Origin of the sequence: Sinorhizobium fredii NGR234 (assembly GCF_000018545.1) — a bacterium.
Classification (GTDB): domain Bacteria; phylum Pseudomonadota; class Alphaproteobacteria; order Rhizobiales; family Rhizobiaceae; genus Sinorhizobium; species Sinorhizobium fredii_A.
Genome location: NC_012586.1, coordinates 910,649 through 935,700 on the forward strand (window position 1 = coordinate 910,649; position 25,052 = coordinate 935,700).

Genomic DNA, 25,052 nt, shown 5'->3' on the forward strand with positions numbered 1-25,052 from the left:
TGCAACTGAATTGGGCCGTAAGGCCGCCTGTGAGGTCATAGAGGCCTGTCTTCGATCGAGTTGATGTTTGACGCGCATGACATGCGCTGTCCTACCTCGTTTCCCCAAAGCGGCGTTGGATATCGAGATCGCAAACCGCCCCTTCGTTGGAGCGCACCAGACCTATAGCCCTCCCTGGCGTTCGGTGACGGTACCAAGATCGCGCGCATCTCTTGAATTCTGTCCCGCCACACTGCTCTGTTATAAAACTGTCACAATCCAGGGGAGGGATATGTTCGACGGGAAAATCGAGCTGTCGGATTGGGACCAATGCGCTGCGGGACATCAACGCAGCATCTTCGCCCATCAACTCTATCCCAATGTTCTGATCAAGGTGCTGAAACCGGAATCGAGAGGCGAGGGCGGCACGCGCCGATCGAAGACGGTCCGTTTCCTCATCCGGTTCAAACGGTTCGGGGCGTATCGGACGTTTCAACGAGAGGTAGATGAGTTCCTTGAGCAGGCAAGAAAGTTTTCACTTGCCGATGATGAGGAACTTCCCATCCCGAGGATATTCGGTTTCGCCTATACCGACCATGGCCTCGGCCTGGTTGTGGAAAAGATAACCAAAGGCGATGGGGAGCTGGCTCCCACTCTGGGCGAATTGGCGTTTTCGGGCCGCTTGACCGCACGGCATCTTAGGATGATTGACGAGCTCTTTGAACGCTTTTGTCGACTGCACATCGTCATGATGGATGTAAATCCCGGCAATTTCGTCGTCACCGATCGCCGAGGTTTTGAGGAAGTCATGTGCGTCGATGGTACTGGAGAAAAGAGCTTTCTGCGCGTATTCGCGTTGAGCCGCCGCGCGAACAACGCGAAACTCGGGCGGATGCGCGCGAAACTGCTTACGAAGCTTGCCCGAATCTTGATTCATCCCGCTGCAGTGTGTGGAGATGAAAGTGTCCGCGCCGCACTCGAACCATACCAACGGCAGACGGGTCAGCGAGTTCGCTTGAGAGCTCTTTCGCCGCAACGCGCCCTCTGACTTCGCCTTTCGCGCCAATGCTGACGCGAATCCCTAGACACGATGGGTGCTTACAATGGTTGGCAGGCCCATAGAGCCGCTGGCGGATGCGGCCACGCGTATCCAGGGTTGGCGGAATCGGCTACTACCCCGCGAGATTTCGGTGTTGCAATGGAGGGACGGCGCTGGAGAAGCTGAACGCGCCTGCCGACGCAAAGACTCGCCAAAATGGCTTCAAACCACTATAGAGCGCCCGACACGTTGGTCGGTAGCCACCATGGGCCAGGGAAGACGGGCTTTTTGAACGCCAGGGACAGACAACAGCGCGCAGTCGACTCCGAGACGATCACCGGAATCCTGCGACGCGTCATCGCCGAAAACGGCCGCGACCATATTCGCGGCTATGCTTTTGCCATCGCCTGTCTCATCGTCGTGGCGGCAACGACGGGCTTCACGGCCTGGATCATGGAGACCGTGATCAATGAGGCCTTCGCCAACCGGCGGGCCGACATCGTCCTTGTGATCTGCGTTGCCATCTTCGGCGCGTTCGTGCTGCGCGGTCTTGCGACTTACGGGCAGGCGGTCGCGCTCTCGAAGATCGGCAACAACATCGTGGCGCGCTACCAGCGCCGCCTTTACGCCCACCTGATGGCGCTCAGCGTCGGCTATTTCCACGAGCATCGTTCGGCGCAGCTCGCCGCCAAGATCAGCCAGAACGTCAGCGGCATCCGCAACGTGCTCAACATGACGGTGACCTCGATCGCCCGGGACTTCCTGACCCTGGTCGGCCTGGTCGGCGTCATGTTCAGCAAGGACTGGCTGCTTTCGCTGATCGTGTTCTTCGTCGCGCCGCCTCTGTTCCTTGGCCTGCGCTACATTTCCAAGCGCCTGCGGCTGGCGACCCGCGAGGCCGTCGAGGTGAACAGCCGCGTTCTCGGGGCGATGCAGGAGACGATCCCGGGGATCACCATCGTCAAGGCCTTCACGATGGAGAACGAACTGCGCCGCAAGGTGGAGACGATCATCGATCGGGCCGAAAACCGGGCGAACCGGATCGCGCGGCTGAGCGAGCGCACCGCGCCGATGACCGAGACCTTTGCCGGCCTGGCGATCTCCAGCGTGCTCGCCTATGCCGCCTTCCGAACGATCTACAGCAATATCCCTCCGGGCGCCTTCTTCGCCTTCGTCACGGCGCTGCTCATGGCCTACGACCCGGCGCGGCGCCTGGCGCGGCTGCAGGTGTCGCTGGAGCGCGCCGCCGTCAACGCCCGGATGATCTACGAGATCCTCGACACGGTTCCGCATCAGCGCGACCGTCCCGACGCGACCGAGCTGAAGCTCGGCGAAGCGACCGTGGAACTGCGCGACGTGCGATTTGCCTACGGCAATGGCGAGGAAATCCTCAAGGGCGTCAGCTTCCGCGCCGAGGGCGGCAAGACGACGGCGCTGGTCGGCCCTTCCGGAGCCGGCAAGTCGACCATCATCAGCCTCATCCCGCGCTTCTACGATCCGGCGGCCGGCGAGATTTTGATCGATGGCCAGGACATCGCCGGCGTCACCAAGCAGTCGCTGCGCAACGGCCTCGCCTATGTCTCGCAGCAGCCCTATCTCTTCGAAGGCTCGATCCGCGACAACATCCGCTATGGCCGGCCGGACGCCACCGATGCGGAGATTGAGGAGGCGGCGCGCCTCGCCTATGCGCATGATTTCATCCTGGCGCAGCCCGAGGGCTACGACACGCCGGTGGGCGAACACGGCGTCACCCTTTCCGGCGGCCAGCGGCAGCGCCTGTCGATCGCCCGGGCGCTGGTGCGCAATGCTCCCATTCTCCTTCTCGACGAGGCGACCTCGGCTCTCGACACCGAATCCGAGGCGGCCGTGCAGAAGGCCCTCGAACAGGCGATGAGCGGGCGTACCGTGATCGTCATCGCCCACCGGCTCTCGACCGTCGTCAACGCTGACAAGATCGTCGTGATGAAGGACGGCACGGTCGTCGAAGAGGGGTCGCATGAGGAGCTTGCGCGGCGGACGGACGGTCTCTACGCTCGTCTCCACAAACTTCAAGTTACGGTTTCGGAAACAACCGCGGGTGCGCCGGCTTATAGATCCGAGATAACCTGACAGGTAACATCTTTAGGCGCCGCCGAATCGCAAAAGAGGGAAAGCAGCCGTATCTCCGGTAGGGTGTGTCGCTTGGCAGCTAAAAGCGGTCTTCTGTCGCTTGCAGGAAATCGCGGCAAGCAGGACACGAATCTTCAAGAACTTCAGCTCAGGTTGTCACCGCCGCTGACGATCGCCTGAAGGAGCTCGGGGTCTTCGTCGAGCAATTTGCGACCTAGTCGATGCGGAACACATGGGTCACGGTTGCCATCAGGCGGCCTCGCGCAAAGAGTCGCGTCAGGTGCATCGCATACCTCGCCCAAGACACGTCGCTAACGACGTCGTTAAACACGTGTCTTAGGCCATCAAGGCCCTATCCGGCAGGCGGTACCAATCGGACGGTTACGCTGAGGCATGAGGTGTCCACCAAAAATAGGTGGACGCTAGGTCGTGGAAGAAGGTCTACCTGCATCGCGAACCAATCGACTTTCGGGCTGGCATTAACAGTCTTGCTGTATTGGTTCAGGAGACAATACACTCGACCCGTTCGCGCCAGCGGTTTTTGCGTTCTGCAATCGCCGTCGCGACCGGATGAAGCTCTTGTTCTTCGATCGGTCGGGCTTTGTGCTGGTCCTGAAGCGGTTACCGAGGACAGGTTCCGATGGCCCCGTCGCCAGGAGGTGGTCGTCACGCTTGTGGTTTTCAACCTCGAAGTTCGACAGAGCCGCGCGGATCGTTGACAAATCTGCTCATTCACCCGTCTTCGGCCGATTTGACCGCGTTTGCTCTTTGACATTCGCATTTCTCTAGAAGTGTAACTCCGTTGTGTCTGCATGCTTCAGATAAGTACAGCGTTCCATCATTAAGAAATGATATAGTATTTGTAGAACTAAATAAAAGTATCGGAAAGATATCGTCTCTCCGCCGCTGGAGGGGCAGTCATGAAAAAGTTTCTTGTGAAAACCGCGTTTGTCTCGCTGAGCTTGATCCCAGAGGTCGCCGATGCAGCTTTTCTCATGAGGCTGGGTGGAAATGCTTTTTCTCCACCTGCCTTTTACGTGTTCTGTTCATGTGAAGCGTGGGTGTGCAGAACAGGCGGAGGAACGGCGGCAGTCGCCCTCGGCCTAGGGAGGCCAGTGAACTCAGCCAAGTCAATGTCGCGGTCAACGCCCGTATAAAGGAGCATAGCGACCGTGCGAATGTCGGCAAGGACGACGACTGGCGCGTACCGGCCAGATACGAAGATTGCGAGGACTATGCCATTGCCAAGAAGCGCGAACTGCTAAAGTGTGGTTGGCCGGCCTCTGCCTTGTTGCTCACAGTCGCCCGTTTCCCCGGCGGCGGCCATACGGTTCTGACGGTGCGGACCAGCGAAGGTGATCTGGTGCTCGACAATCAGACCAATGCGGTCAGAGACTGGTCGAGAACCACCCCCTACGTCTATCTGGCACGCCAGTCGCAGTTGGACGGCAGCCGCTGGGAACTGATTGAGGGGAGGAGCTGGTTCGGCGTTGAAGCGGCGCTCGACACTGCGGCGAATGCAAATATTCTCGCGTCGCGGGCGTACAAATAGCGCGCTGTCGGCTGCACATTATCGTCTTCGGTGCCGATTCCGATGAAGCCGCCCCTTTGTTCCGAGATGATTGCGCCCCCGGATTCCGGGATGATCTCGCCCCCTTGAGGCTGGGGTCCTGCTGGCTGTAGTTGTTGTCAGTTGATCGTGGTCGCGTGTCAAGATTTCCGGCGCTGGTTTCGCCGTAAGCTTTCGCCGGATAGGTCGATGCGGTGGGCATTGTGAACGAGGCGGTCGAGGATGGCATCGGCATAGGTTGGATTGCCGATGATCTCGTGCCAGGCTGAGACCGGAAGCTGGCTGGTGATGATCGTCGAGCGGCGTCCGTAACGATCTTCGAGGATCTCCAGAAGATCGTGGCGCGCTTGCTCATTGAGCGGTTCCAGACCCCAATCGTCAAGGATCAAGAGCTGGACGTGCCCGAGGGTTCGCTGCAGTCTTGCGTATCGACCGTCGCCGCGAGCCAAGGCAAGATTGGCAAACAGCCGCGGCACACGCTGGTAGAGAACCGAGCGATCGTCGCGACAGGCTTTGTGCCCAAGCGCACAGGCCAACCAGCTCTTGCCGACGCCGGACGGCCCGCAGATCGCCAGGTTGTCGTGGGCATCGATCCAGTCGCCGCCGATCAGCTTCATGAACAGCGCGCGATCGAGGCCGCGTTCACTGCGATAATCAACATCCTCCGGCACGGCCTGATGGCGCAGCTTGGCGAACCTCAGACGTGCGGCAAGCTTGCGATCGTAGCGCCAGCTCCATTCTCGCTCGAGCAGCAGCCCCAGCCACTCGGCATGGGACAATTGTTCGCTCTCGCCGTTGCTGATCAGTTCGTTGAACGCCTTGGCCATGCCGGTCAGGCCCATGGCGTTCAATTTATCAAGGGTCGGGTGGGCAAGCATAGGTCTTCTCCTCAGTGGTAATAGCGGGGACCGCGGATGTTGGAGTGGTGGATGGGTTCAGGTGAGGCTGTGCCGGCTGACGCTGGCGATCGGTCGAGATTGTTGTCGAGAATGGAGCGCACCGATCCATAGGTTCGCGCGCCGATTTCCAATGCCCGGCCGCACGCCGCATTGACCCTCTCGCGCTCGAAGGCTTTGACGAGGCGGATAATGCCCAGACAGGCTCTGTAGCCCTGTTCCGGATGCGGCCGATCAGCGAGAATACGTTCGCAGAGCAAGGTAACGTCCGATCCGATTGCCGATGCTTCGCGGCTAATGCGCTCGATCGTCCAGTCGGCAAAGCGGCGATGCGATGATGGCATGTGTTCGGGTGTTGTCGTGTGCTTGCCATTGCCACTCGAGCGTCGGTGGGCAGCGATGCGCTCACCTTTGTGGAAGATCTCGATGGTATTGGCGGTGATGCGCGCCTCGACCTGCTCACGGGCAAATCGGTAGGGCACCGAGTAATAATGTTTGTCGATATCGACATGATAATCGAGCCCGGCCCGGCGTATGCGCCATTCCGCAAAGACGTAGCGTTCGGCGGGCAGCGGCCGCAGAGCAGGATGGTCGATCTCTTCAAACAACTGCCGTCGCGTGCGCCCGACCCGGCGCAGAACACGGGTGTCGTTGAGATCGACGAGCAATTCACCAATCGCAGCATTGACGTCGGCAAGGCTGTAGAAGACGCGGTGGCGTAGCCGGCCCAGCAGCCAGCGCTCGACAATGCGAACCGCGGCTTCGACTTTTGCCTTCTTTCAAGTCCAGGACTGCAGTTCGTACTGACACTCAAGTGCGTATAGAGTTCGAGGTCACGCACCCGTTCCATCCGTGGCGCGGCCAGCGCTTCGTGTTGTCGACACGCAAGCAGAACTGGGGCGAGGATCGCGTCATGTTCTACGACGCGGATGGGCGGCTTCGCTCGCTGCTTGCGTCATGGACGGACGTCGCTGCACCCGATGTTTTCATTCAGATCGCGGCCGGTAGGTCGTTCGTGCGTCCAGATGATCTGGCAACCCTAGCCGCATTGATCGAGCAAATCGAGCGCAGCCATGGCGGCTGAATGCGTGTCAGGCAATTTATGCCGATTATGTAAATCTAATTATGCCGAATCATACGGGCGCTCACAGCGATAATTGCCTCTACATTGTAGTTATATGCAGCATAAACAGCCATATCGCCCGGCGTCGTTAGGTTGACACGTTCTCTATCGAGGCGTAATTTGATTTACACCACTAGGAAGAGGTTATGCCATGCCCAACGAGACCAAACGTGAGCGACTGCGCGAGCTCGGAGCACTCAATGCGCGGCCCGAAGCCGTCCGTGCACCCTGGTTTCGTGAGTCCACCTTCTTCGATCCTCTCGATCTCGTGCAGGTGAAGTACGAGATGCTGCGTCACGTCCAGGAGGATGGCGTCAACAAGGCCGATGCCGCCGCGCTTTTCGGTCTGTCGCGGCCAACCTACTATCAGGCCGAGGCCGCGTTCGAACGCGACGGCATTGCCGGCCTGCTGCCGCGCACCCGAGGGCCAAAGTCGGCCCACAAACTCACCGACGAGGTCATGCAGCTCATCGAGCAGAACCAGCATGCGGGCGCCCCGCTGCAGGCGCGCTCCCTGGCAGAACTGCTGCATTCGACGCTCGGCATCAGTGTCCATCCCCGCAGCATCGAACGCGCGATCGCCCGTAAAAAAAAAACGGTGAGCCCCATGCACGCACCCCGGTGCTACCGCGCAGCTGCAAGGATTTCTACGAGACGCTGCGCACCGCCGTCCTTTGCGGTCAGGCCTGCGCCAAGGACATGGGCGCCATCGTTTTCCACGGCCTTTGGCAAGGGCTGGCGGTGCTGATCGCGCAGCCTCCCCCGCCGACGCATCGGCGGCTGGAATCACGGCCTACGGCTTCGGTCGCAGTGCACGATCGCCAGCTCGTGCACATGCTCGCCAACATGGTGCTGGCAGCAGAGACCCGAGGGAACCATGTCTACTGACATCGCCATAAAGGTTGACGCCGACCATCTGCGGCGTGATGCATTCCTCTACGTGCGTCAGTCCTCGCTTCGTCAGGTGTTCGAGAACACCGAGAGCACCAAGCGGCAATACGCCCTGCGCGATCGCGCCGTGGCGCTGGGCTGGCCGATCGAACGTGTCCACGTCATCGATAGCGACCTCGGCCTCTCCGGCGCGCAGTCGCAGGACCGCGACGGCTTCCAGCACCTGGTGAGCGAAGTGGCGATGGGACATGCAGGGATCGTGCTGGGGCTGGAAGTGTCGCGCCTGGCACGCAACAATGCCGACTGGCACCGTCTCCTTGAGCTGGCCGCCTTGTCGCGCACGCTCATCATGGACGAGGACGGCGTCTATGATCCGGCCTATTTCAACGACCGCATGCTGCTCGGCCTGAAGGGCACGATGAGCGAGGCCGAACTGCACATCCTGAAGTCGCGGCTGCAAGGCGGCATTCTCAACAAGGCGCGCCGCGGCGAACTCGAGATGCCGCTGCCGATCGGGTTGGTCTACACCCCTGACGCGCGGGTCGTGCTCGATCCCGACCGACAGATCCAGGACACGGTGCGGCTCCTGTTCGATACTTTCCGCCAGACCGGCTCGGCCTGCGCCGTCGTGCGCCGCCTGCGGGGCGAGAAGATCCTCTTTCCGCGGCGTATCCGTCGCGGCATCGGCAAGGGCGACGTCCTGTGGAACGAGATCGACCATTCCCGCGTGCTCCAGATCTTGCACAACCCGCGCTATGCCGGCGCCTTCGCCTATGGACGCACGCGCACCGCCTACAATGCCAAGCTGAAGCCCGTGCAACTGCGCGTGGCGAGATCCGACTGGCAGGTACTGATTCCCGACGCCCACGACGGCTACATTTCCTGGGCCGAATACGAACGCAATCAGGCAGCCCTGGAACAGAACGCCACCGGTTTTTCACCCGGCCTGCGTGGACGCATGCCCCGCCAGGGCAGCGGCCTGTTGCAGGGACGGCTGCTGTGCGGCCGCTGCGGTGCACGCATGCGGGTCCATTACGAGCCGTTCGAGGGGCGGCTGCGCCCATATTACGTCTGCAACGAAGCCGTCGTGCGACACGCCGGCAAACACTGCCAATGGGTGCGCGGTGCTCCGGTCGACGAGGCGGTGAGCGCGCTACTGCTGGAGGTAATGGCGCCGGCAGCGATCGATGTCGCGCTTGCCGTGCAGCAGGAGATCACCCAGCGCGTGGAGCAGGCCGCGGCGCTGCGCGGCACGCAGCTGCAACGCGCCCGCTATGAGGCTGAACTGGCCCGCCGGCGCTACCTGAAGGTCGATCCGGACAACCGCCTGGTCGCCGACGCGCTGGAAGCCGACTGGAACGCACGGCTGCGCGACCTCGACGCACTCCAGCGCGAGCACGAGCGCCAGAACGAGGCCGACCACTCGCTGCTGGACGAGCCAGCGCAGCAGCGCATCAGGGCGCTGACCGCCGATTTCCCGCGCATCTGGAACGACGAGCGCACCGGTGCCGTCGAACGCAAGCGCATGCTCGGCCTTCTCATCGAAGACGTGACGCTGCTCGTCGACGATGAGGTCAACATCAACATCCGTTGGCGCGGCGGGCGCACGCAGAGCCTGTCGGTGGCCAGACCTCGGCCTATGTCGGTGATACGCAAGACGCCGGCACAGGTCGTGGCGTTGATCAACGAGCTGCTGGAGGCCACCAACGACCGGCAGATCGCCGCTCGTCTCAACGAACTCGGGCATCGCAACTGGCGCGGCGAACCCTTCACGCCGAAGAAGGTCATGCTCGTGCGCCGCACCTATGGTTTGAAGAGCCGGTACGAACGGCTGCGCGAGGGCGGCATGCTCACCGGCGAGGAAGTAGCCCAGCAGCTCGGCGTATGCGAATCGACCGTTCACCAACTCGGGCGCAAAGGCACTCTCAAGCGTCATCGATACGCCAGCAACCATCGATACTTGTACGAACCGCCGGGCAACGTCAGACTCGAAAAAGGCGCCGGCAGTCGATATGGTGGCCGTCAACCCAGATTAATTGTCGCTCAACCACTCCAACAAGGTGCATCGTGATGTCCGCTCCTTATCGCGCGGCCGGCGCGGTCGCGTCGGAAGAACAGCGCTTCCGTAATGCGCTGCCATGCCGGCATAGGTGCGATTGACCTGCGGATCAAAATGGCAGGCCTTGATGACGGCGACCTTGGCATTATCGGGCACCAGCAGCGCCGGCGCACCACCGAACGCCTCAAGCGCCAGCAGGTGGCATTCAATCCAGTCGGGAAGTGTTTCGCTCCAGCGAGCATGTGCGAATGACAGGCTCGATGCCCCGAGCACTGCCACGAACAGGTGCGCTTGCCGCGTCTTTCCCGACAATCGGTCGATGACCACTGTGACCGTGTCGCCGGCATAGTCGACGAACAGCTTTTCGCCGGCCGCATGGTCCTGGCGCATCGTCACCGGCAGCTTCAGGGCCCAAGCGCGATACAAATCGCAGTAGCGGCTGTAGCGATATCCATCGGGATGAAGGCCGATATACTCGTCCCACAGGATCTGCAGCGTCACATGCTTGCGTTTCAGTTCGCGATGAACATGCGCCCAATCCGGTTCAACGCTGCGCCGGTGACCGGTCTTCGTGCCGGCAGCTTTATAGAGAGCCGCTTCCAACACCGCATCGCTGACATCGTCGCCCAACGGCCAGGAAAGTCTGGCACGCTCCAAACGGCGCAACGTCTCGCGCACGGTCGAGGGGGCCGCGCCAACGCGCACCGCAATCGACTTGTGGCCAAGCCCTTCCTCAAATCTGTATCTCAGAATCTCGCGGACACGCCGCATCTTTAGTCTCTCCGCTGGCATCCCGTTCCTTCCCCTCTGACACTGAAAGGAGGAACGTCTCACCAGCAGGACACCCCGACAAACGACCCCGTTCAGGGGGCGGCATCATCTCGGAATCAGGGGGCAACTAATGTAACCGGCAAGGAGACCCCGTCTGGCGTAGGGGGTTGGCGGTCGGATATCGATAGCGCACGTTGTGAGCCGATGTGAGCTTCTATGTCTGCACCTAGTTCTGGAACTAGAACCTTCCACATGATCGAAGCTGTCGCTGAGCGCCTCGAGGGTGCGCCACGGCAGCTTCGCCGGCGGTGGTCGGATGAGTTCAAATCGCAGGTGGTGGCCGAGGCGCTGGAGCCGGGCGCGAGCGTGTCGGCGATCGCCCATCGGATAGGCATTCGTCCGTCGCAGCTGTTCGCCTGGCGTCGTGACGCTCTGGACCATGCCGCCTCGCAGCGTTCGGCTGGCGAAGTCGCCTCGGCGCGCCCGGCTGCCCCGGTGATAGAGGTTGTCATTGGCGACATTGTCGTGCGCGCCGGCGCAGATGTCGACGAGGCGCACTTGCAGCGGGTGATCCGGGCGGTGCGTTCGGCATGATCCCGTCCGGCGTGAAGGTGTTCCTGGCCAGTCATCCGGTCGACTTCCGCAAGGGCCCGGACAGCTTGCTGTCGCTGGTGCGGGATGCCGGCAGTGATCCGTTCAACGGCGCGCTATACGTCTTCCGGGCCAAACGGGCGGATAGAGTGAAGATCGTCTGGTGGGACGGCTCCGGGGTCTGCCTTTATGCCAAGCGGCTGGAAAAGTCGCAGTTCTGCTGGCCGCGGATCGGCCATAACCGGGTTCAGCTCAACCATGCCCAGCTTCTGGCGCTGGTCGATGGCATGGACTGGAAGCGGGTTCGAGCCGTGCCGGTCAAGCCGCCGGAGATTGTTGGGTAAAAGCCCTGCGGCGAAGTGAATCAGTAGCCTGAAAGGGCAGGAAAACCGGAGCAAAATGTGCTCTGGTCGAACCGATGACGCCGCCCGATCTTGACCTCCCAGACGACGTTGAAGCGCTGAAAGCCATGGTGTTTGCCATGGCCGAAAAGGCGGCACGGGCCGACGCGCTGGAGAGCGAGGTCGCAGATCTCAAGGCGCGCAACGCCGATGCCGATGAGCGTATCGAACGGTTGACGCAGATCCTGAAGGCCTTCGATCGGGCCCGCTTCGGCCGGCGATCGGAAAAGCTCGGCTCCCCCTCCACCGACGACGAGCAGCAGGCCTTTGTCTTCGAGGAAATCGAGACCGGCATCGCCGCGATCAGGGCACAGGTCAACAAGGGCCGCGAGCGCCCGGAAGGCAAGCGTCCACCGCGGCCACGCAAGGGCTTCGCACCCCACCTCGAGCGGGTCGAAGTGGTGATGGAGCCGGAGGAGCTGCCGGAGCATGCCGGCAAGCAGAAGGTGCTGATCGGCGAGGACGTGTCGGAGCGGCTGGATGTCGTGCCGGCGAAGTTCCGCGTCATCGTTACCCGCCGGCCGAAGTATGCCTTCAAAAACGAGGACGGCGTCGTCCAGGCACCGGCGCCGGCACACATCGTCGAAGGCGGCATTCCGACGGAAGCGCTTCTGGCCCAGATCGCCGTCTCCAAATATGCCGATGGCCTGCCGCTCTACCGGCAGGAGGCGATCTACGCCCGCGACAAGGTCGAGCTCGACCGCAAGCTGATGGCGCAATGGATGGGCAAGCTCGGGTTCGAGCTGGAGATCCTCGCCGACTACCTCTTCGATGAGATCAAGAAGGGCGAGCGGATCTTCGCCGACGAGACCACCTTGCCGACGCTCGCTCCCGGCTCCGGATCGACGAAGACAGCCTATCTATGGGCCTATGCCAGGGATGACCGACCATTTGGCGGCAGCGGTCCGCCGATGGTCGTCTACCGCTTTGAGGACAGTCGGGCCGGCGAGTGCGTCGCCCGGCATCTCAAGGGCTACCGCGGAATCCTGCAAGTCGACGGCTATGCCGCCTACAACAAGCTGGTCCGCTCCGATCGTGGCAATGACGGTGTCACATTGGCTGGCTGCTGGTCACACAGTCGGCGCAAGTTCTATGAGCTGCATGTCGCGGAAAGCTCGAAGGTCGCAACGGAGACGGTCGAGCGGATGGCGAAGCTCTGGCAGGTCGAGGAGACCGTGCGCGGGCAAAGCCCTGACGCCCGTGTCGCGGTGCGTCAGCAAACCTCCGCCGCGATCGTCACCGAGCTCTTCGCTCTCTGGCAGAAGACCCTGCCGCGGATCTCCGGCAAATCGAAGCTCGCCGAGGCGATCCGCTACGCCATCTCGCGTCGCGCCATCTTCGAGCGCTTCCTGGCCGACGGCCGCATCGAGCTCGACTCCAACATCGTCGAGCGAGCAATCAGGCCCCAGGCAATCACATGCGCGCTTCGCAAAAACTGGACATTGATTCCGCTAAATCCCGGACAGCAATTTCATTAAAGTCCGGACAGTTTGATGCGGTTGGTCCTCGGCAGCCTGGTTAGCATCAGGGCTGATTGATTTCGCCGTTTTCTGCCCCAGTCAAGAGGGGTGCGCTTTTTTGCTTTCGCATGCTCTCGCCCCGGAGGGTGATGCGGTGAGCATTGTGGACGATACGGTCGAGTATGGCGTCGGCGACCGTGCTGTCGGCAATAAGGTCGTGCCAGCTTGCCACGGGAACCTGAGCTGTGATCAGGGTGGACTTTCGCTGATAACGCTCCTCGACGATTTCGAAGAGGTGAAAGCGCTGCTGATCGGAGAGCGTATGGGTTCCAAAGTCATCGAGGATGAGGAGCTGGACGCGGGTGAGCCTGTCGATGAGGCGGGGGAAGGAGCCGTCGAGGCGGGCAAGCGCGAGCTCCTCGAACATTCGGGGCACGCGCACATAGAGCACGGAGTGACCGAGCCTGGCCGCTTGCCTGCCGAAGGCACAGGCCAGCCATGACTTGCCGGTGCCGGTGTGGCCGGTGATGATCAGGCCCTCGTGGGCGGTGAGCCATTGCCCCTGGGCGAGCGCCATGGTGTTGCGCCGGTCGAGACCGCGGGCGGCGGCGAAGTCGATATCTTCGATACAGGCCTGGGCAAAGCGTAGCTTGGCGGAGGCGAGCCGGTTACGGATGCGCTTGTCGGCGCGCAGGGTGACTTCGCGGTCGAGCATCAGTCCGAGCCACTCATCGCGGCTGAGCTCATTGGTGCCGGACTGCTCGGTCAATTCGCGCCAGGCGGCGGCCATGCCCGTCAGCCCGAGGGCCTGCATCTGGTCGAGGGTGGGGTTCGTCAGCATTCTTGCTTCCTTCACTGGTAGTAGGATCGGCCACGGATATTGGTATGCGCAGGCGTGGGGGCCGCGTGTTCAGCCTGCGGTCTTTCCCGGTCGAGGCCGGATTTGAGGATGGAGGCGACGGAGGAATAGGTGATGGCATTAATGGTGAGCGCCCGCTCACAGGCCGCCTCGAGGCGCTGGGATCCATAGCGCGGCGCCAGCGACAGAATGCCCATGGCCGAGCGGTATCCCTGTTCCGGATGCGGCCTGTCGCGCATCATGCGTTCGACCAGGATGGCGGCATTGGGGCCGATCTGGGTCGCACGGCCGATCAGATTGGCCGGCGTGGTGTTGGCATAGCGCTGATGCGCCTTGGGCATATGGTCGTTGACGGTGACGTGGCCGGAACGCTGGGAGCGGCGAACATGGCTGGCGACACGCTGGTGGTCGTGGAAGATCTCGACCACCCGGTGGGTGAGCCGCACCTGGAGGGTGCATCCGATCAGCCGATGCGGCACCGAGTAGAAGGTCTTGTCGACCTCGACATGATAGTCCGGATGGACCTTCGCCGACTTCCATTCCGCATATTCGAACGGTATCGCCGGCAAGGGCTTCAAGGCTGGCCGCTCGATCTCCTCGAACAGCTCGCGGCGGCTTTTGCCGACATGGCGCATCGTCCGGTTGTTCAGGTCCTCGAGCAATTCGGCAATCGCCGTGTTGAGGGCGGCAAGCGAGAAGAAGGTACGGTTCCTGAGCCGGGCCAGAATCCAGCGTTCCACGATCAATACCGCGCCTTCGACCCGGCCTTTGTCGCGCGGTTTCCTGCTGCGGGTCGGCAGGATCGTGGTGTCGTAATGCTCCGCCATGGCGGCGAACGTCGCAGTCAATGTCGGCTCGAACCAAAGGGCCTTGGCCACCCCCGATTTGAGGTTGTCGCACACGATTGCCTTGGTGACCCCACCATAGAAGGTCAGAGCACGCACCTGACCGTCGATCCAATCCGGCAACTGCTGGCTAAAGCTGGCATGGGCGAAGGTCAGGTTGGAGGCGCCCAGCACCGCGACAAAGATTTGGGCCGGATGGATGACACCGGTTGCCGGATCGATCACCGGCACCGTCGGCCCGGCATAGTCGGTCTGCATCACGGCGCCCGCCGCGTGCCGATTGCGGAACGCTACACTGGTGCGCTGCCGAAAGGCGGCAACCTGCTCGCAGAACCAGGTGAAGCCGTAACCATCAGGATGGCTGGCGCGGTATTCCTGCCATAGAAGCGTCAGCGTCACGCCTTTGCGCTTCAGCTCCCGAACCACCAGCGCCCAGTCCGGCTCGCTGAGATCGCGCGGCGGTCGACCGGCTCGGCCGAACAGCCGCCGCTCCAGCTTTGCATCCTCGTCCGCGCCGATTGGCAACGGCCACGAAAGCCCGGCTTCCCGAGATCGCAGCAAATAGGTCGATACCGAGCTCTTGCCGATCTTCAGCCGCTCGGCAATCTCGCGCACCGAAAGACCCTCTTCATGGGTCAGGCGCAGAATAGTCCGGATATCCCTCACTGTCGTTCGTCTTGCTTGCTTCCGTCTCGGCATCGGCCCCTCTCAACGTTGTCGTGAGAGGCCTAACCAACAAGACGGCGCAGCCGCGAACCAACCCGTCAAACCGCCGCCGGAAACTGTCCGGGATTTAGCGGAATCGCTGTCCGGGAATTACTGAAAACTGTGTCCGGAGATTACCGGAAATCCTGTCCGGACTTTGCCGAAACCCGCAATCACACGCAAGAACTCGCTCTTCGCCGGCAGCGACGGCGGCGGAAGGAGCTGGGCGACCATCGCGACACTCTTGCAGACCGCAAAAATGAACAACGTCGATCCGCTCGCCTGGCTCACTCAGACACTCGAGCGCATTGCCAACGGATGGCCGAGTTCAGAAATCGACGCGCTGATGCCGTGGAACTACGCCGACTGAATGGCCTCAGCTTGCCGCTTACCAACTAATTCTCGGAATTGGGGGGCGGAATGATTTCGGAATGCGGGGGCGGCTTGCCTCGGAATCCGCATCTTCGGTGGGGGGCGCGTCGTTGCGCGTAGGAGAAACTCGGGTTAGCTGCGGTTGCGCAAAGGACGTGCGGTGTGTCAAAAATTGGCCAGCAAGAGCGGATTGTGAAATATGCGCGGCGAAGCGACGAACTCGCCGCCCGCAATCCGCATCACGGTGATCCGCACGAGGCCCAAGTGAAACCCATCGAATAGCACTTCAGAGTGACCGCGGCGCTCATGGTGCCGCAAATGTCAACGCGCTACGGCTCCAAGCCTGGCGGCTATCTCTGGGCGGTTTTCGACCCGGTCGCCCACGTTGCCATGATGACGCTGATCTTCCAGGTCTTCGCCCGCATGCCGGCGCTTGGTTTGAGCTTTCCGCTGTTTTTCGCGAGCGGCTATCTGCCTTTCACCTTCTATGTCCTCTTTCATGGCTGGCACGATGAAGGCCAACAAGGCGCTGCTTTCCTATCCCGTCGTCTCGCCCTTCGACGCGATCGTCTCGCGCTTCACCCTGCAGCTGATGACCGACTCGCTAGTGTCGGTGCTCATCCTCTTCCTCATCATCGAACTCGGCGGGGTCAGCCAGTCGATGGATGTCGCTGGCATGGTCGTGGCGGCCGGCGCCGCCGCCGTGCTGGGCTTGGGCATCGGCACGATCAACATCGTGATGTTCGCCCGCTTTCCGCTCTACGAGCAGATTTTCGACATCATCAACCGCCCGCTCTTCATGATCTCCGGCGTTTTCTTCCTGCCGGAAAGCCTGCCGAATCCTTTCCGCGACTATCTTCTCTACAATCCGCTCGTGCACATCATCATGTGGGTTCAGGAGTTCGATCTACGCCGAGTATCGGGCTGACGGGCTGGACGAAGGCTATGTGCTCGAGTTCGCGCTGATCTGCTTCACGCTGGGATTGCTCCTCCTGACGACTCTATGCGGGAGATCAGGGAGGAACGGCTCTGAGGTGGGGCCTTCCGGCCTCCATCTGCTCAGCGCGCATCCTGGCGAGAACCTCGAGCGCCTGCTCGATCTCAATCGGCGTCTTGGTGACCGGATCGAGATACTTCGCGTAGAGTATATAGGCGGCGGCGAAGATCTCGTCGATCGACAGTGCCCGGCCGCGCCGCGGGTGTGGCTGGCGATCATCCGTCAAGCCCCAGCCGGAATAAAAGGGGCAGCCGACGGTCGTCACCGTGATGCCGCGCAGCAGCGCCTCGAAACCCGAAAGCGATGTAATCGTATAGATGTGATCGACGGTTTCCAGCGCATCGGCGAGACTGATATCCTGCTTGAGGATCATCGCGATGTCGCGCACGTGTTCCGGGTTGGACTTCGCCTCGGCCGTGCCCTTCAGCACTTCCGGGTGCGGCTTGTAGATCACTTGCGCGTCCGGGTTCTCCATCCGGGCCAACCGCACCAGATCGTTGTTCGTGATTTTGGTGGCACAGCCATAGGCAATCGAGGCGTCGCGCTCGACCTGCCCGATAACGAGCACGCGCCTTCTCATTTTCTCGCCATAGACGGAGGCGATGTCGAGCGAATGGCCGGAGTTGTACTTGCTGAGGCGCCTTGCGAGCAGTTGCTCTCGCGCAGTCCTCGCTCTTTGCACCAAAGAGGGGTCGTTCTCGAAATCGTAGTTTCGCAGAATGTCTTCGAGATCGGTCGGGGCTCGCGCGTTGAAGTACATGTCCTGCGTATCGAAGGTAAGCGACAGCGGCGGCACTCTGAGCGCCCCGAGCGCGACCGAACGGAGAAAGCCGTCTTCGACATATTGGAACGGGATGCCGTGGCGCGCGCAGAACTCTTTGAGCTGAGGCGGCCCTTTATACTGCCATGCTAGAACGCTCGTGCGGGGGTCGCGGAGAATTCGGCGTTTCCAGTAGAGGTCGAATTCGAGCGGCCAGGCGTTTACGCAGCCAAAGATCACGTCGTTTTCGGGAAACCAGTCGCGAATAAAGGTTTTCCATTTGCTGAAGCCAAATAGAAGAAGTGGGGCTGGTCGCGACGCGTGCTGTTTTTTCATGGCACAGCTCGCTGGCATGGTATTGCCGACGATGCGACAACCCTTGCCAAAAACCGACGTTGGTCCTGTGTGCGGTAATGCGATGTCATCGAAATCGAACTCTGCCTGTGCCGAATGGAAGAATCCAGGTTCACACTGCTTACTTTAAGAGGAGACCTCACTGAGGTAGCCTCGATAACTCCCTCTCATGAAATCAGTGCAAGGAATGGATTCCAGCTTCAAGCCATTCATCCATCACGCTGCCCAGGTCTAGTGCGACTCCTCCGGCCTCCTTGGCGGTTCCGATGAATATTTTGCCTACGATGCCGCCGGCAATGAGAACAAGTGTGCCGGGCGATGTCTTTCTCCGTATTTCCTCATTGATCGCTTCATAAACGAGGGGCAGGGGTTGATCAGAGGCGTGATACTTTTCATTGCGCGACGTCCGAAAGTGCGTCGGGATCGTCACATGGCTCATGGACGTGAGGCCGCGCATCCAATCGGGGAGCTGGCTAATGTTTGCGCTGCTTACCAGGACGCAGTGCTGTGAGGCAATCAACATCTCTCTCACTGCTTCATGCGACCGAAACAGCGGAACATTCATTTTCTCCTCTCCAAAAAGCGCCGATGACGGACGATTCGAGAAATAATGGAGAACTTGCAGCAGGCCGCGGCCCTGAACGCTCGCCTTGAAGGTGGTGCTCTTCTGGTGGATATCTCGTACAAACCGATGGATTGCCGGAATGCCTAGAATGTCGGCGTGATCGACGGCGGCTCGAATACGAGCCGTAATGGATGATCTCAACTCCGTCTCGAGCTCAATGCCCCACCAATGCCGTTCTCGGTTGAGCTGGTCGTCAAGAGTAAAAAACTCCTGATGCTCCGCAAATGCATACCCTTCGCCGTCACTGAGACGGATCATGGACAAGGGTTTCTTCTCCTGAATGGCATCCACTACAACCTGCTGGAAGTGCTTCCGTTCTTCAGCATTCGACCTGACATCCATGAAGCGCATGCCGTGTCGGAGACGGGTGTAGACCGGTTTAATGTTCGCCTTAAACTCTGCGGCGATGGCTGAGGGCGCCTCGTTTTCGAAAGCGAGCTCTGTCTGCTCGTGGGTCGAACCGCAATGTCTTGTGCCGAAAACATTGTCCACATCGGCGATTTTGAGCCGGTGGAACGGTGTCTCTGCCTCCCAGAACTCTTTACGAGCTTTCTCATACTTTTCGATATTCCCCGTCCGGATCAAGTGCCGAAGAAGCGCGATGCGGCGCGTGGTTGACAGCGTTTCGTGGCGGACACGCAGCGCTTTCTCGAATAGGAGATCGAGCAAATCCAGGCGGTTCTCCCTGAGGCAAGCGTTGAACGCCAGCCCCTCCAACGTCAACCGGACAAATCGGCGGTTCGGAACGTCAAGTATCGCGTCGATCATCCCGTCGAGTGGATAAGGGAGGGCTACCCCGGTTACTTCAAATCGTTTGAAGGAAAGCCAAAGGTAGACGGCCAGATGCTCCTCAAGGTCGTCGACGTGGTCGAAAAGCGTGAATACCACCGGGTGCCGGCTCAAGTAGAGCTGGTCAATCGCCTTGATGGCGTCCTCGTGGTCCACGATTCCGATGGCAAGAGTGCTACACAGCCATTCGCTGGGATTGCGCGCCCCACCTATGGACGCTTGTAGCCACGGGAGCTTCTTAGGGTCTGCAGCCGTTGAGGACGTGTGTCCCGACACGCACAGTTCTTGAATCGCTTGCCTAGCCTTTAAAGGCGACTCATAGGCTATGTACTTTACCGTTTCCAGGACCATCCGAGACGATATTTTGGCTACTATGTTCACGATGGCTTTCCCGTAGGACGGCAACTTGGTCTTGGGACTACGAACCGGGTTCGGCGGCGGGTATTTCATGGCAACACCCGCGCGGGGGCGAAAGCGGTGGCCGAGAATCGGGGAGATCTTTTCCAAGAACCTGGCCTTGTCGCTTTCGGACGCTGACTCCGGGGGAGCGTAGAGGTCCGCATAACGCGAATACCATTGCTCATCGAAGTCGAATTGATTCCAAAATGCGCCGCTCAGCGCGTCCATAGACGCAGAACCGGCGACACCGCTTCTGACAAAACCATAGTAGTCGGGCTCGACAGGATCGAAATCGAAGTTCTGGAAGACGGGTATGCCTCGGTGCAGCAATTCGATAACGACTGAGGAATTCGCTACCACGGCGATGTGGGGAAAAACGGGAAAGTCGTTGAGAGCGGAAAGTCCGCGCGGCCATTCAACGGCTGCCTGATTCGGGTGCGGTTTAACATGTACCGACGAGACATGCGGATTGGTCCTCAGGCGCTCAAACACAAGCCGGAGACCGTCGACGTCAACACGCCCGGTTGTATACAAGACAACGCTCTGTTTTCCCAACTCGTCACGGTTGCATTGCGGATAGCGGAAAGGCTCGGGGAAACGGGAAATAATGAAAGCGTCACCATTGATGGGACCGATCTCTTCGTAAATCCGGCGAGAAACAGCGTTCCGAAGAATGCTGAACTCAAAGTCAAGGGGGGGGAAGCTGGTCGAAACCTCGGCGTGTTGTACATAGAGCCGTCTGATGTTGAAGGTTTTCATCGCCAATGAAAACGCAACGGGATTTGGCGAATGATCGTTGGCGACAATGGCCAAGAACGGATGCTTGCTGTCGCTTCGTGCCAGCGAGAACAGATACCGGATAAAATGGACGGCGAATTGTCCGAGCTGATACACGAGTTCCGGCCCGAGCGTCGCTCTGCTGTCGATGTAATCGACCATGACCGGCGTCAGGTGCTCGACAAGCTGGTCGAGATCAGCCTGGCTGTGCCGTCTCTTGGAAAACTTCAAGTCGACGGCGTTGAAGTGGCTAAATTTTCTGTCGATCCGCCCGAGAACGTCAAGAAGGAATGAAAACTCACGGAGGTTGTTTTCCGTCCGGCCAAGAAACAGGATATCAACGTCGGGCAACGCATAGGTGGCTTGCTTCGACATCCTGATGGCCGCCTGCAATTCCGAGATGGCGGAACGCCGTCGATCCTCGATCGGTGCCGACGGGCTGAATCGATCACGGAAGTCACTGGTGAGCTTGTGACCAATGATTGCGTCGTAGTCGGGATTCCCGTCGATTACCCGCGCTACTCTGTCTAGACCGGCCAAAAAGTGGGTCCGCACCGTCTCTGAAACGAGGATTTTACCGATGGAGGCGGGGTCGCTGGATAGCATGGAACGGGCCCTTTTATTCTCTGCTGAACCTAATGACGCGTCGGCGTTTAACACGCCTGCAGGGGGCTGTCAGCAGCGCGATGGGGTCAATCAAGGTCAAATACTGTTCGTAGGGCCTCTCTCCCAGCCGACGAAGACAATGCGCCACTTAGTCAGCGTCGACGCTGCGTCCGGAGGACAGAACCGGTGCATTACGCCGGCTTAGTATTCACTCGGATGACTTGATCCCCGCCAGATCAAAGAGAAACCGCAACACATCGATGCCATATGCACTGTTCATATGATACGGGTCTCCGTCATTGGTCGGCCGCGTCCATCTTGCTTTCAGGAGCCGCGCCTCCTTCGCGTAATGCGACTTTGTTAAATATGTGCTGGCCAACGTCGCTTCTGGCTGCGGAATGTAGTTGACGCCCGTCAATCTGGAAATCGCTCGATCGAGATACCGATTGCAGTCGTCGAGCAAGTTCTCGTCCAGCCAATAAGACGTCGATTGCCTTTCCGTAATATCTGCACTCGGAAAAGGGTTTGGGACCATGAAGATTGGTGTGTCACCGGCAATTTTTTTTACCAAGTCAAGACACTTGATGGCTGGCGAGCCCTCAATGAGGGTTTGCCGCGCTTCATCCAGCAGGGTATCTGAGATTAAGTGTGTATCGCCAGCCGCGGAATAAAAATGAAGAGGCCTGTGTTTGGCAAATAAGGCCATGAGCGGGACTAGGCCGAATCCCATGCCAACCAGAACATAGATGTCATAGTCGGACGCGATCGACTCTTGACCGCCATAAGCGACGAACATTTCGCGCACTGCCTCCGTGGTCGGGAAGATGCGCCCTTGCCTGACCTCGAGCTGCTTCATGGCGTTCGCTGCGCCAGAGAAGAAGTCTATTGTGACGTTCGGGTAAGAGGACTTGATCTCATCCCAACCGAGTTTGAAAGCTGCATTGTGGGAATTGCCAAGGCACGCTATTCTAATCATTGAGGTGCAAAAGCCTCCAACAAAGCGTCTTCGCATACGACTTCCTCAGAAGTCTTGGTTCCAAAGACTTCCGGTTTGGTCTTCGTCTCTACGCCTTCGTGCGCTGCAAAGAATGAACGCATGACGGCTTCGACACCTGCGCGCTGGACTGTCCTCTTGTTTTGTTCGAATAGCGCCTCACCTAGGAAGGGAGTGCTCAAAAGCTCGTAAGATGGAAAATAGTCGATATCGTCGAATGTCTCAGAAAGTTCGCCGGCGACCGCCCTCAGAGTTGATTTAGAGCGCACGGTGGAAACAAGAACATGGCGAGACTCAGCGGTTGCTGTCAGCGGGACAGGAGAAACAGTTAGAAGGAAGCGCATCTCGGGGTTCATACGCCTGGCGATGTTTCTAAAAGAAAGCATGTCCTGAAGGATTTCAACAAACGTTAGGTTCCTGAAGACATGTACATCATCGGAAAACTTGCCAGCGGAGACGCCGGGAGCGGTCTGATAAACGAGGCCGGTAGCCTTGTGAAACCAGGCTTCGGTGAGGCCAAGCGTGAAAATGAAAAGGTCGCATTGCGACAATAGCGATCTGAACCTGGACAGATGATCACGACGCTGAAGCACTACTTCTTCACTGGTTGGCAGTCCGCTGGGTTCGACGGTCGGGCGGAAGGCATCATAAAAGCGGCCATCCTTTTGCCAAAGGTAATGCTGCGGCTGAATTTCAAGTTCGCCTGTAGCTTCCCTCGTCAGCTGCAGGAGGTGTCTAGACGTATAGATGTTGCCGTGTCGCGCAGAGTAGAGCCCAAATCCAAAACGATTGGCTAGCTTACCAGATACACCGGACGGTGGGGGTTCAACGTCAAGGACATTGTATTTTCTGTCGCGGAGCGCGCGGGCGATTTCTTGAGCGAAACAACTGCCAGCGGTGGCTATACGGAGGCCCTCGATGGGCCATTTAGGCGAGTATATCTCTTCAATGGTGCAAGACGTGAAAGGCGTCACGCCAGTTTTCCAGAACTGGCGTGACGGCAATGTACTATATGGCGTCATGCGTCCTCCAAGAGCTATTGCAAGAGTTTCACGACACGAAAACACATTCGGCAACAGCGAAGTTGCACATGTCCGGTCATTCTGGAATGTCTTCGCTTAGGCAGCGGAGTGCAGCGACACAAAGCGCCAGCGCTGGCGTTGCTGCCTGGGCATATTCTCCACCGCCGATTACAGCAGTTCCATTTCCACCCACCCAACTGCAGCCACCAGTGTGACCGGGACGTATTGCATGCGCTAACTCGAATGCATCTTGGAGATTTGATGTGTACAAGGGAACTCTGCCGAAATCATCCCCGGCCGGGACAAGCCAAAGAGTTCGAACTCGCGTTTCACCTGTTTTGGGGTCGGTGGAGAATTGCTCACGCCGCCTCCAGCCGATGACCTCCGCTATCAAGGCGTCTAAGCCTCGAGTTGGGGAGGATGCATTCTCAAGGCGGGTTATAACTACTTGCAAGTCCATCTCAGTGCTCAACGACGAGATCGCTTCTTAATCGACGAATTTGACGATGTGCCCAGCGCGCTCCGCTGCTTTCATGGATGCGATGTTTTCACGCTTCACCTCAGCCACCTTCTGGCCGAACGCTCTCTTTGCTTCGACAAGCATTGCCTCGCCGACTCCCTTTTGGCGTTGCTCCGGGGCGACTGTATAGCTGATCTCATCGCGGTCAATTCGAACAGTGCCAACTGGAATTCCGTCAACCTCGGCTATGTAAAGGCCGTGGTCTTCGCACTGCAGGCGTCTGGTGAGCCAGCCGACATGGCTATCCCAAACTAATTCAGATGTGTCGCGTGACACTTGCCTGGTCTCGGGGTCGTTTCTCCAGTCGAACAGCAACTTGGCATCGTCCATTGTCGCTTTGCGAAGTTCCATGTGTCCTCTCCGGTTAGTGGCTGTTTGTCTGCTACGAAATGCACGTGAGTCAATAGGCAAGCCCCTATTAGATGTGTAGAGTCCGCGCCGCGCATCGCTCGGGGGCGGTGAGACGACGAAACAAAATTGGAATAAGGTCCATTGTATGTCTGGGGAAAACGAAAAGGTTGAAAAGCTAAGCCTGGAAGAGGCGCATAACTATTGGATGCACCCAGACGATGGTGCAAACAATCCGCTAGAATATCTTGTCGACAGCGAGAGACTCAGAGCGCGAAACGCCTCACTCTTGTCTATATTCGAAAAACACGTGGACCCTTCAGATTCGATCCTCGAAATCGGGTGCAATGCCGGCAGAAATTTGCATGCACTTTGGAATGCCGGTTATCAGAATTTGTCGGCCGTCGAGATCAGCACCAATGCGATCGACATCATGAGTAGATTTCTGCCCGAAGTGCGGAAGAACACGAAGATCACCATTGGCGCGATAGAGGACATCATTAAAGGGATCCCAAGCACGCGGCATGATGTGATCTTTACAATGGCTGTACTCGTGCATTTGCCCTACGAGAGCGATTGGATCTTCAAAGAGATCGCCAGACGCGCGAAAAAGAAGATAATAATCTTTGAATGCGAAGCACAGAGTGAGCACTCGCCGCGCCATTTTCCTCGAAAGTACAAGCGGCTGTTCCAACTCTGCAAGAGGCCACAGATTGACCAAGTCTGGCCAGTCCCGGGCCTTCCTAAATCATATGTCTGTCGTGTCTTTGGGCCACGCCCTGGTGACGATTAATCGCGAGCCAGCCCCGCCATTCAGAGGGTTTAGTGCGATCGGGGCAGAGAATGCATTCCCAGAAAAAAGGCGGAAGCGATAGATGAAACCGGACCTCATGCGGGAGCCCGCTTGACTACCGGCCAAATCGGCCTCGTTGAATTTGAGAGAACCTAGCGCTGACCGGGCTTTCCTGCCGGTGCTGACCGCGCAAGGCGCGAAGTGGCAGATTCGACACGGATGGGCTTAGCAAGGCGCAGAACTGCTGGCCAACCGCGGATTCATGCGCGTGAATGAACTGGTCCAGCAAGTCAGCACCCTCGAAGGGCCGACAGCGGCGAGGCGGGGAGAGATCGCGGAGATGAAGTCGATCACCGAAATGTGAAACGGTGGACGCTGAAGGGCGGCGGACTTCAGGT

The 25,052-nt window shown here is 59.3% G+C and carries 17 protein-coding genes and 7 pseudogenes; 14 read left to right on the forward strand and 10 right to left on the reverse strand.

Annotated elements, in window-relative coordinates; all coding sequences use genetic code 11:
* The first annotated feature begins 271 nt into the window (after positions 1-271).
* The 4 genes and pseudogenes from NGR_RS04405 to NGR_RS04420 all read left to right on the forward strand — a co-directional run bounded on the left by NGR_RS04405 (position 272) and on the right by NGR_RS04420 (position 4,679).
* Positions 272-1,027, forward strand: coding sequence for a YrbL family protein (locus tag NGR_RS04405; protein ID WP_164923871.1), 756 nt, complete (start codon positions 272-274; stop codon positions 1,025-1,027).
* Positions 1,028-1,306: 279 nt separating this feature from the next.
* The gene (locus NGR_RS04410; protein WP_015887032.1) at positions 1,307-3,127 is read left to right on the forward strand and encodes an ABC transporter ATP-binding protein; all 1,821 of its coding nucleotides are present in this window, start codon (positions 1,307-1,309) and stop codon (positions 3,125-3,127) included.
* Positions 3,128-3,542: 415 nt separating this feature from the next.
* Positions 3,543-3,916, forward strand: a pseudogene (gene tnpB / locus NGR_RS33810) (IS66 family insertion sequence element accessory protein TnpB).
* Between the two features lie 131 nt (positions 3,917-4,047).
* Positions 4,048-4,679: pseudogene (locus NGR_RS04420) on the forward strand (transglutaminase-like cysteine peptidase).
* Positions 4,680-4,837: 158 nt separating this feature from the next.
* On the opposite strand, the gene istB (NGR_RS04425) reads toward NGR_RS04420, so the two are convergent.
* Both istB (NGR_RS04425) and NGR_RS04430 read right to left on the reverse strand, forming a co-directional pair.
* On the reverse strand, positions 4,838-5,575 hold the full coding sequence (gene istB / locus NGR_RS04425; protein ID WP_015887034.1) for an IS21-like element ISRel16 family helper ATPase IstB: 738 nt from the start codon (positions 5,573-5,575) through the stop codon (positions 4,838-4,840).
* Positions 5,576-5,586: 11 nt separating this feature from the next.
* Positions 5,587-6,369 (reverse strand): annotated as a pseudogene (locus NGR_RS04430) (Mu transposase domain-containing protein); the annotation flags it as partial.
* A gap of 38 nt (positions 6,370-6,407) precedes the next feature.
* On the opposite strand from NGR_RS04430, the gene NGR_RS04435 reads away from it, so the two are divergent.
* From NGR_RS04435 to NGR_RS04445, 3 genes are all read left to right on the forward strand, one after another.
* Positions 6,408-6,677, forward strand: coding sequence for a DUF5372 family protein (locus tag NGR_RS04435; RefSeq protein ID WP_010875067.1), 270 nt, complete (start codon positions 6,408-6,410; stop codon positions 6,675-6,677).
* A gap of 190 nt (positions 6,678-6,867) precedes the next feature.
* Complete coding sequence (locus NGR_RS04440; protein ID WP_015887036.1) at positions 6,868-7,464, forward strand: helix-turn-helix domain-containing protein; 597 nt, start codon at positions 6,868-6,870, stop codon at positions 7,462-7,464.
* A gap of 129 nt (positions 7,465-7,593) precedes the next feature.
* Positions 7,594-9,678, forward strand: a complete 2,085-nt coding sequence (locus tag NGR_RS04445; protein WP_010875070.1) for a recombinase family protein — start codon at positions 7,594-7,596, stop codon at positions 9,676-9,678.
* Here NGR_RS04445 and istA (NGR_RS04450) read toward each other — a convergent pair.
* A pseudogene (istA, locus tag NGR_RS04450) lies at positions 9,652-10,437 on the reverse strand (IS21 family transposase); the annotation flags it as partial. The gene NGR_RS04445 and the pseudogene istA (NGR_RS04450) sit on opposite strands and share 27 nt — an antisense overlap.
* Positions 10,438-10,689: 252 nt before the next feature.
* On the opposite strand from istA (NGR_RS04450), the gene NGR_RS04455 reads away from it, so the two are divergent.
* The 3 genes and pseudogenes from NGR_RS04455 to tnpC all read left to right on the forward strand — a co-directional run.
* Entirely contained in the window at positions 10,690-11,031 is a 342-nt protein-coding gene (locus tag NGR_RS04455) for a transposase (protein WP_240545084.1), read from the forward strand.
* Entirely contained in the window at positions 11,028-11,372 is a 345-nt protein-coding gene (tnpB, locus tag NGR_RS04460) for an IS66 family insertion sequence element accessory protein TnpB (protein WP_015887039.1), read from the forward strand. The genes NGR_RS04455 and tnpB (NGR_RS04460) overlap by 4 nt, the downstream gene beginning before the upstream one ends.
* 74 nt (positions 11,373-11,446) lie before the next feature.
* A pseudogene (tnpC, locus tag NGR_RS04465) lies at positions 11,447-12,865 on the forward strand (IS66 family transposase); the annotation flags it as partial.
* An 88-nt stretch (positions 12,866-12,953) separates the two neighbouring features.
* On the opposite strand, the gene istB (NGR_RS04470) reads toward tnpC, so the two are convergent.
* Together istB (NGR_RS04470) and istA (NGR_RS04475) are read right to left on the reverse strand one after the other, a co-directional pair.
* Positions 12,954-13,730, reverse strand: a complete 777-nt coding sequence (gene istB / locus NGR_RS04470) for an IS21-like element ISRsp2 family helper ATPase IstB (RefSeq protein ID WP_012708757.1) — start codon at positions 13,728-13,730, stop codon at positions 12,954-12,956.
* A gap of 11 nt (positions 13,731-13,741) precedes the next feature.
* The gene (gene istA, locus NGR_RS04475; RefSeq protein ID WP_010875060.1) at positions 13,742-15,292 is read right to left on the reverse strand and encodes an IS21-like element ISRsp2 family transposase; all 1,551 of its coding nucleotides are present in this window, start codon (positions 15,290-15,292) and stop codon (positions 13,742-13,744) included.
* A gap of 172 nt (positions 15,293-15,464) precedes the next feature.
* Between istA (NGR_RS04475) and NGR_RS04480 the strand changes: the two are divergent.
* Both NGR_RS04480 and NGR_RS33645 read left to right on the forward strand, forming a co-directional pair.
* Positions 15,465-15,668: pseudogene (locus NGR_RS04480) on the forward strand (transposase domain-containing protein); the annotation flags it as partial.
* A gap of 308 nt (positions 15,669-15,976) precedes the next feature.
* Positions 15,977-16,703: pseudogene (locus tag NGR_RS33645) on the forward strand (ABC transporter permease).
* On the opposite strand, the gene NGR_RS04490 reads toward NGR_RS33645, so the two are convergent.
* From NGR_RS04490 to NGR_RS04510, 5 genes are all read right to left on the reverse strand, one after another.
* Positions 16,684-17,763 carry a capsular polysaccharide biosynthesis protein gene (locus NGR_RS04490; RefSeq protein WP_164923873.1) on the reverse strand — a complete coding sequence of 360 codons (1,080 nt, stop codon included), beginning with the start codon at positions 17,761-17,763 and terminating at the stop codon, positions 16,684-16,686. The pseudogene NGR_RS33645 and the gene NGR_RS04490 overlap by 20 nt on opposite strands.
* Positions 17,764-17,956: 193 nt before the next feature.
* Positions 17,957-20,977, reverse strand: coding sequence for a hypothetical protein (locus tag NGR_RS04495; RefSeq protein ID WP_015887044.1), 3,021 nt, complete (start codon positions 20,975-20,977; stop codon positions 17,957-17,959).
* Positions 20,978-21,185: 208 nt separating this feature from the next.
* The gene (locus tag NGR_RS04500) at positions 21,186-21,953 is read right to left on the reverse strand and encodes a hypothetical protein (RefSeq protein WP_164923874.1); all 768 of its coding nucleotides are present in this window, start codon (positions 21,951-21,953) and stop codon (positions 21,186-21,188) included.
* A complete protein-coding gene (locus NGR_RS04505; RefSeq protein ID WP_164923875.1) occupies positions 21,950-22,993 on the reverse strand; it encodes a GSCFA domain-containing protein in 1,044 nt (347 codons plus the stop codon). Before NGR_RS04505 ends, NGR_RS04500 begins: the two co-directional genes overlap by 4 nt.
* Positions 22,994-23,480: 487 nt before the next feature.
* On the reverse strand, positions 23,481-23,864 hold the full coding sequence (locus NGR_RS04510; RefSeq protein WP_015887047.1) for a GNAT family N-acetyltransferase: 384 nt from the start codon (positions 23,862-23,864) through the stop codon (positions 23,481-23,483).
* A gap of 205 nt (positions 23,865-24,069) precedes the next feature.
* Between NGR_RS04510 and NGR_RS04515 the strand changes: the two genes are divergently transcribed.
* On the forward strand, positions 24,070-24,654 hold the full coding sequence (locus NGR_RS04515) for a class I SAM-dependent methyltransferase (RefSeq protein ID WP_164924069.1): 585 nt from the start codon (positions 24,070-24,072) through the stop codon (positions 24,652-24,654).
* Between the two features lie 262 nt (positions 24,655-24,916).
* A complete protein-coding gene (locus tag NGR_RS33815; RefSeq protein ID WP_432654014.1) occupies positions 24,917-25,018 on the forward strand; it encodes a DUF1515 family protein in 102 nt (33 codons plus the stop codon).
* Positions 25,019-25,052: the final 34 nt, after the last annotated feature.

What these genes read in the sequence shown, in the direction of transcription:
- NGR_RS04405 (WP_164923871.1), top strand. Translation starts at nt 272, where the DNA reads ATGTTCGACGGGAAAATCGAGCTGTCGGATTGGGACCAATGCGCTGCG.
- istB (WP_015887034.1), bottom strand. Translation starts at nt 5,575, where the DNA reads ATGCTTGCCCACCCGACCCTTGATAAATTGAACGCCATGGGCCTGACC.
- NGR_RS04440 (WP_015887036.1), top strand. Translation starts at nt 6,868, where the DNA reads ATGCCCAACGAGACCAAACGTGAGCGACTGCGCGAGCTCGGAGCACTC.
- NGR_RS04445 (WP_010875070.1), top strand. Translation starts at nt 7,594, where the DNA reads ATGTCTACTGACATCGCCATAAAGGTTGACGCCGACCATCTGCGGCGT.
- NGR_RS04455 (WP_240545084.1), top strand. Translation starts at nt 10,690, where the DNA reads ATGATCGAAGCTGTCGCTGAGCGCCTCGAGGGTGCGCCACGGCAGCTT.
- tnpB (WP_015887039.1), top strand. Translation starts at nt 11,028, where the DNA reads ATGATCCCGTCCGGCGTGAAGGTGTTCCTGGCCAGTCATCCGGTCGAC.
- istB (WP_012708757.1), bottom strand. Translation starts at nt 13,730, where the DNA reads ATGCTGACGAACCCCACCCTCGACCAGATGCAGGCCCTCGGGCTGACG.
- istA (WP_010875060.1), bottom strand. Translation starts at nt 15,292, where the DNA reads ATGCCGAGACGGAAGCAAGCAAGACGAACGACAGTGAGGGATATCCGG.
- NGR_RS04490 (WP_164923873.1), bottom strand. Translation starts at nt 17,763, where the DNA reads ATGAAAAAACAGCACGCGTCGCGACCAGCCCCACTTCTTCTATTTGGC.
- NGR_RS04495 (WP_015887044.1), bottom strand. Translation starts at nt 20,977, where the DNA reads ATGCTATCCAGCGACCCCGCCTCCATCGGTAAAATCCTCGTTTCAGAG.
- NGR_RS04500 (WP_164923874.1), bottom strand. Translation starts at nt 21,953, where the DNA reads ATGATTAGAATAGCGTGCCTTGGCAATTCCCACAATGCAGCTTTCAAA.
- NGR_RS04505 (WP_164923875.1), bottom strand. Translation starts at nt 22,993, where the DNA reads ATGACGCCATATAGTACATTGCCGTCACGCCAGTTCTGGAAAACTGGC.
- NGR_RS04510 (WP_015887047.1), bottom strand. Translation starts at nt 23,864, where the DNA reads ATGGAACTTCGCAAAGCGACAATGGACGATGCCAAGTTGCTGTTCGAC.
- NGR_RS04515 (WP_164924069.1), top strand. Translation starts at nt 24,070, where the DNA reads ATGCACCCAGACGATGGTGCAAACAATCCGCTAGAATATCTTGTCGAC.
- NGR_RS33815 (WP_432654014.1), top strand. Translation starts at nt 24,917, where the DNA reads ATGCGCGTGAATGAACTGGTCCAGCAAGTCAGCACCCTCGAAGGGCCG.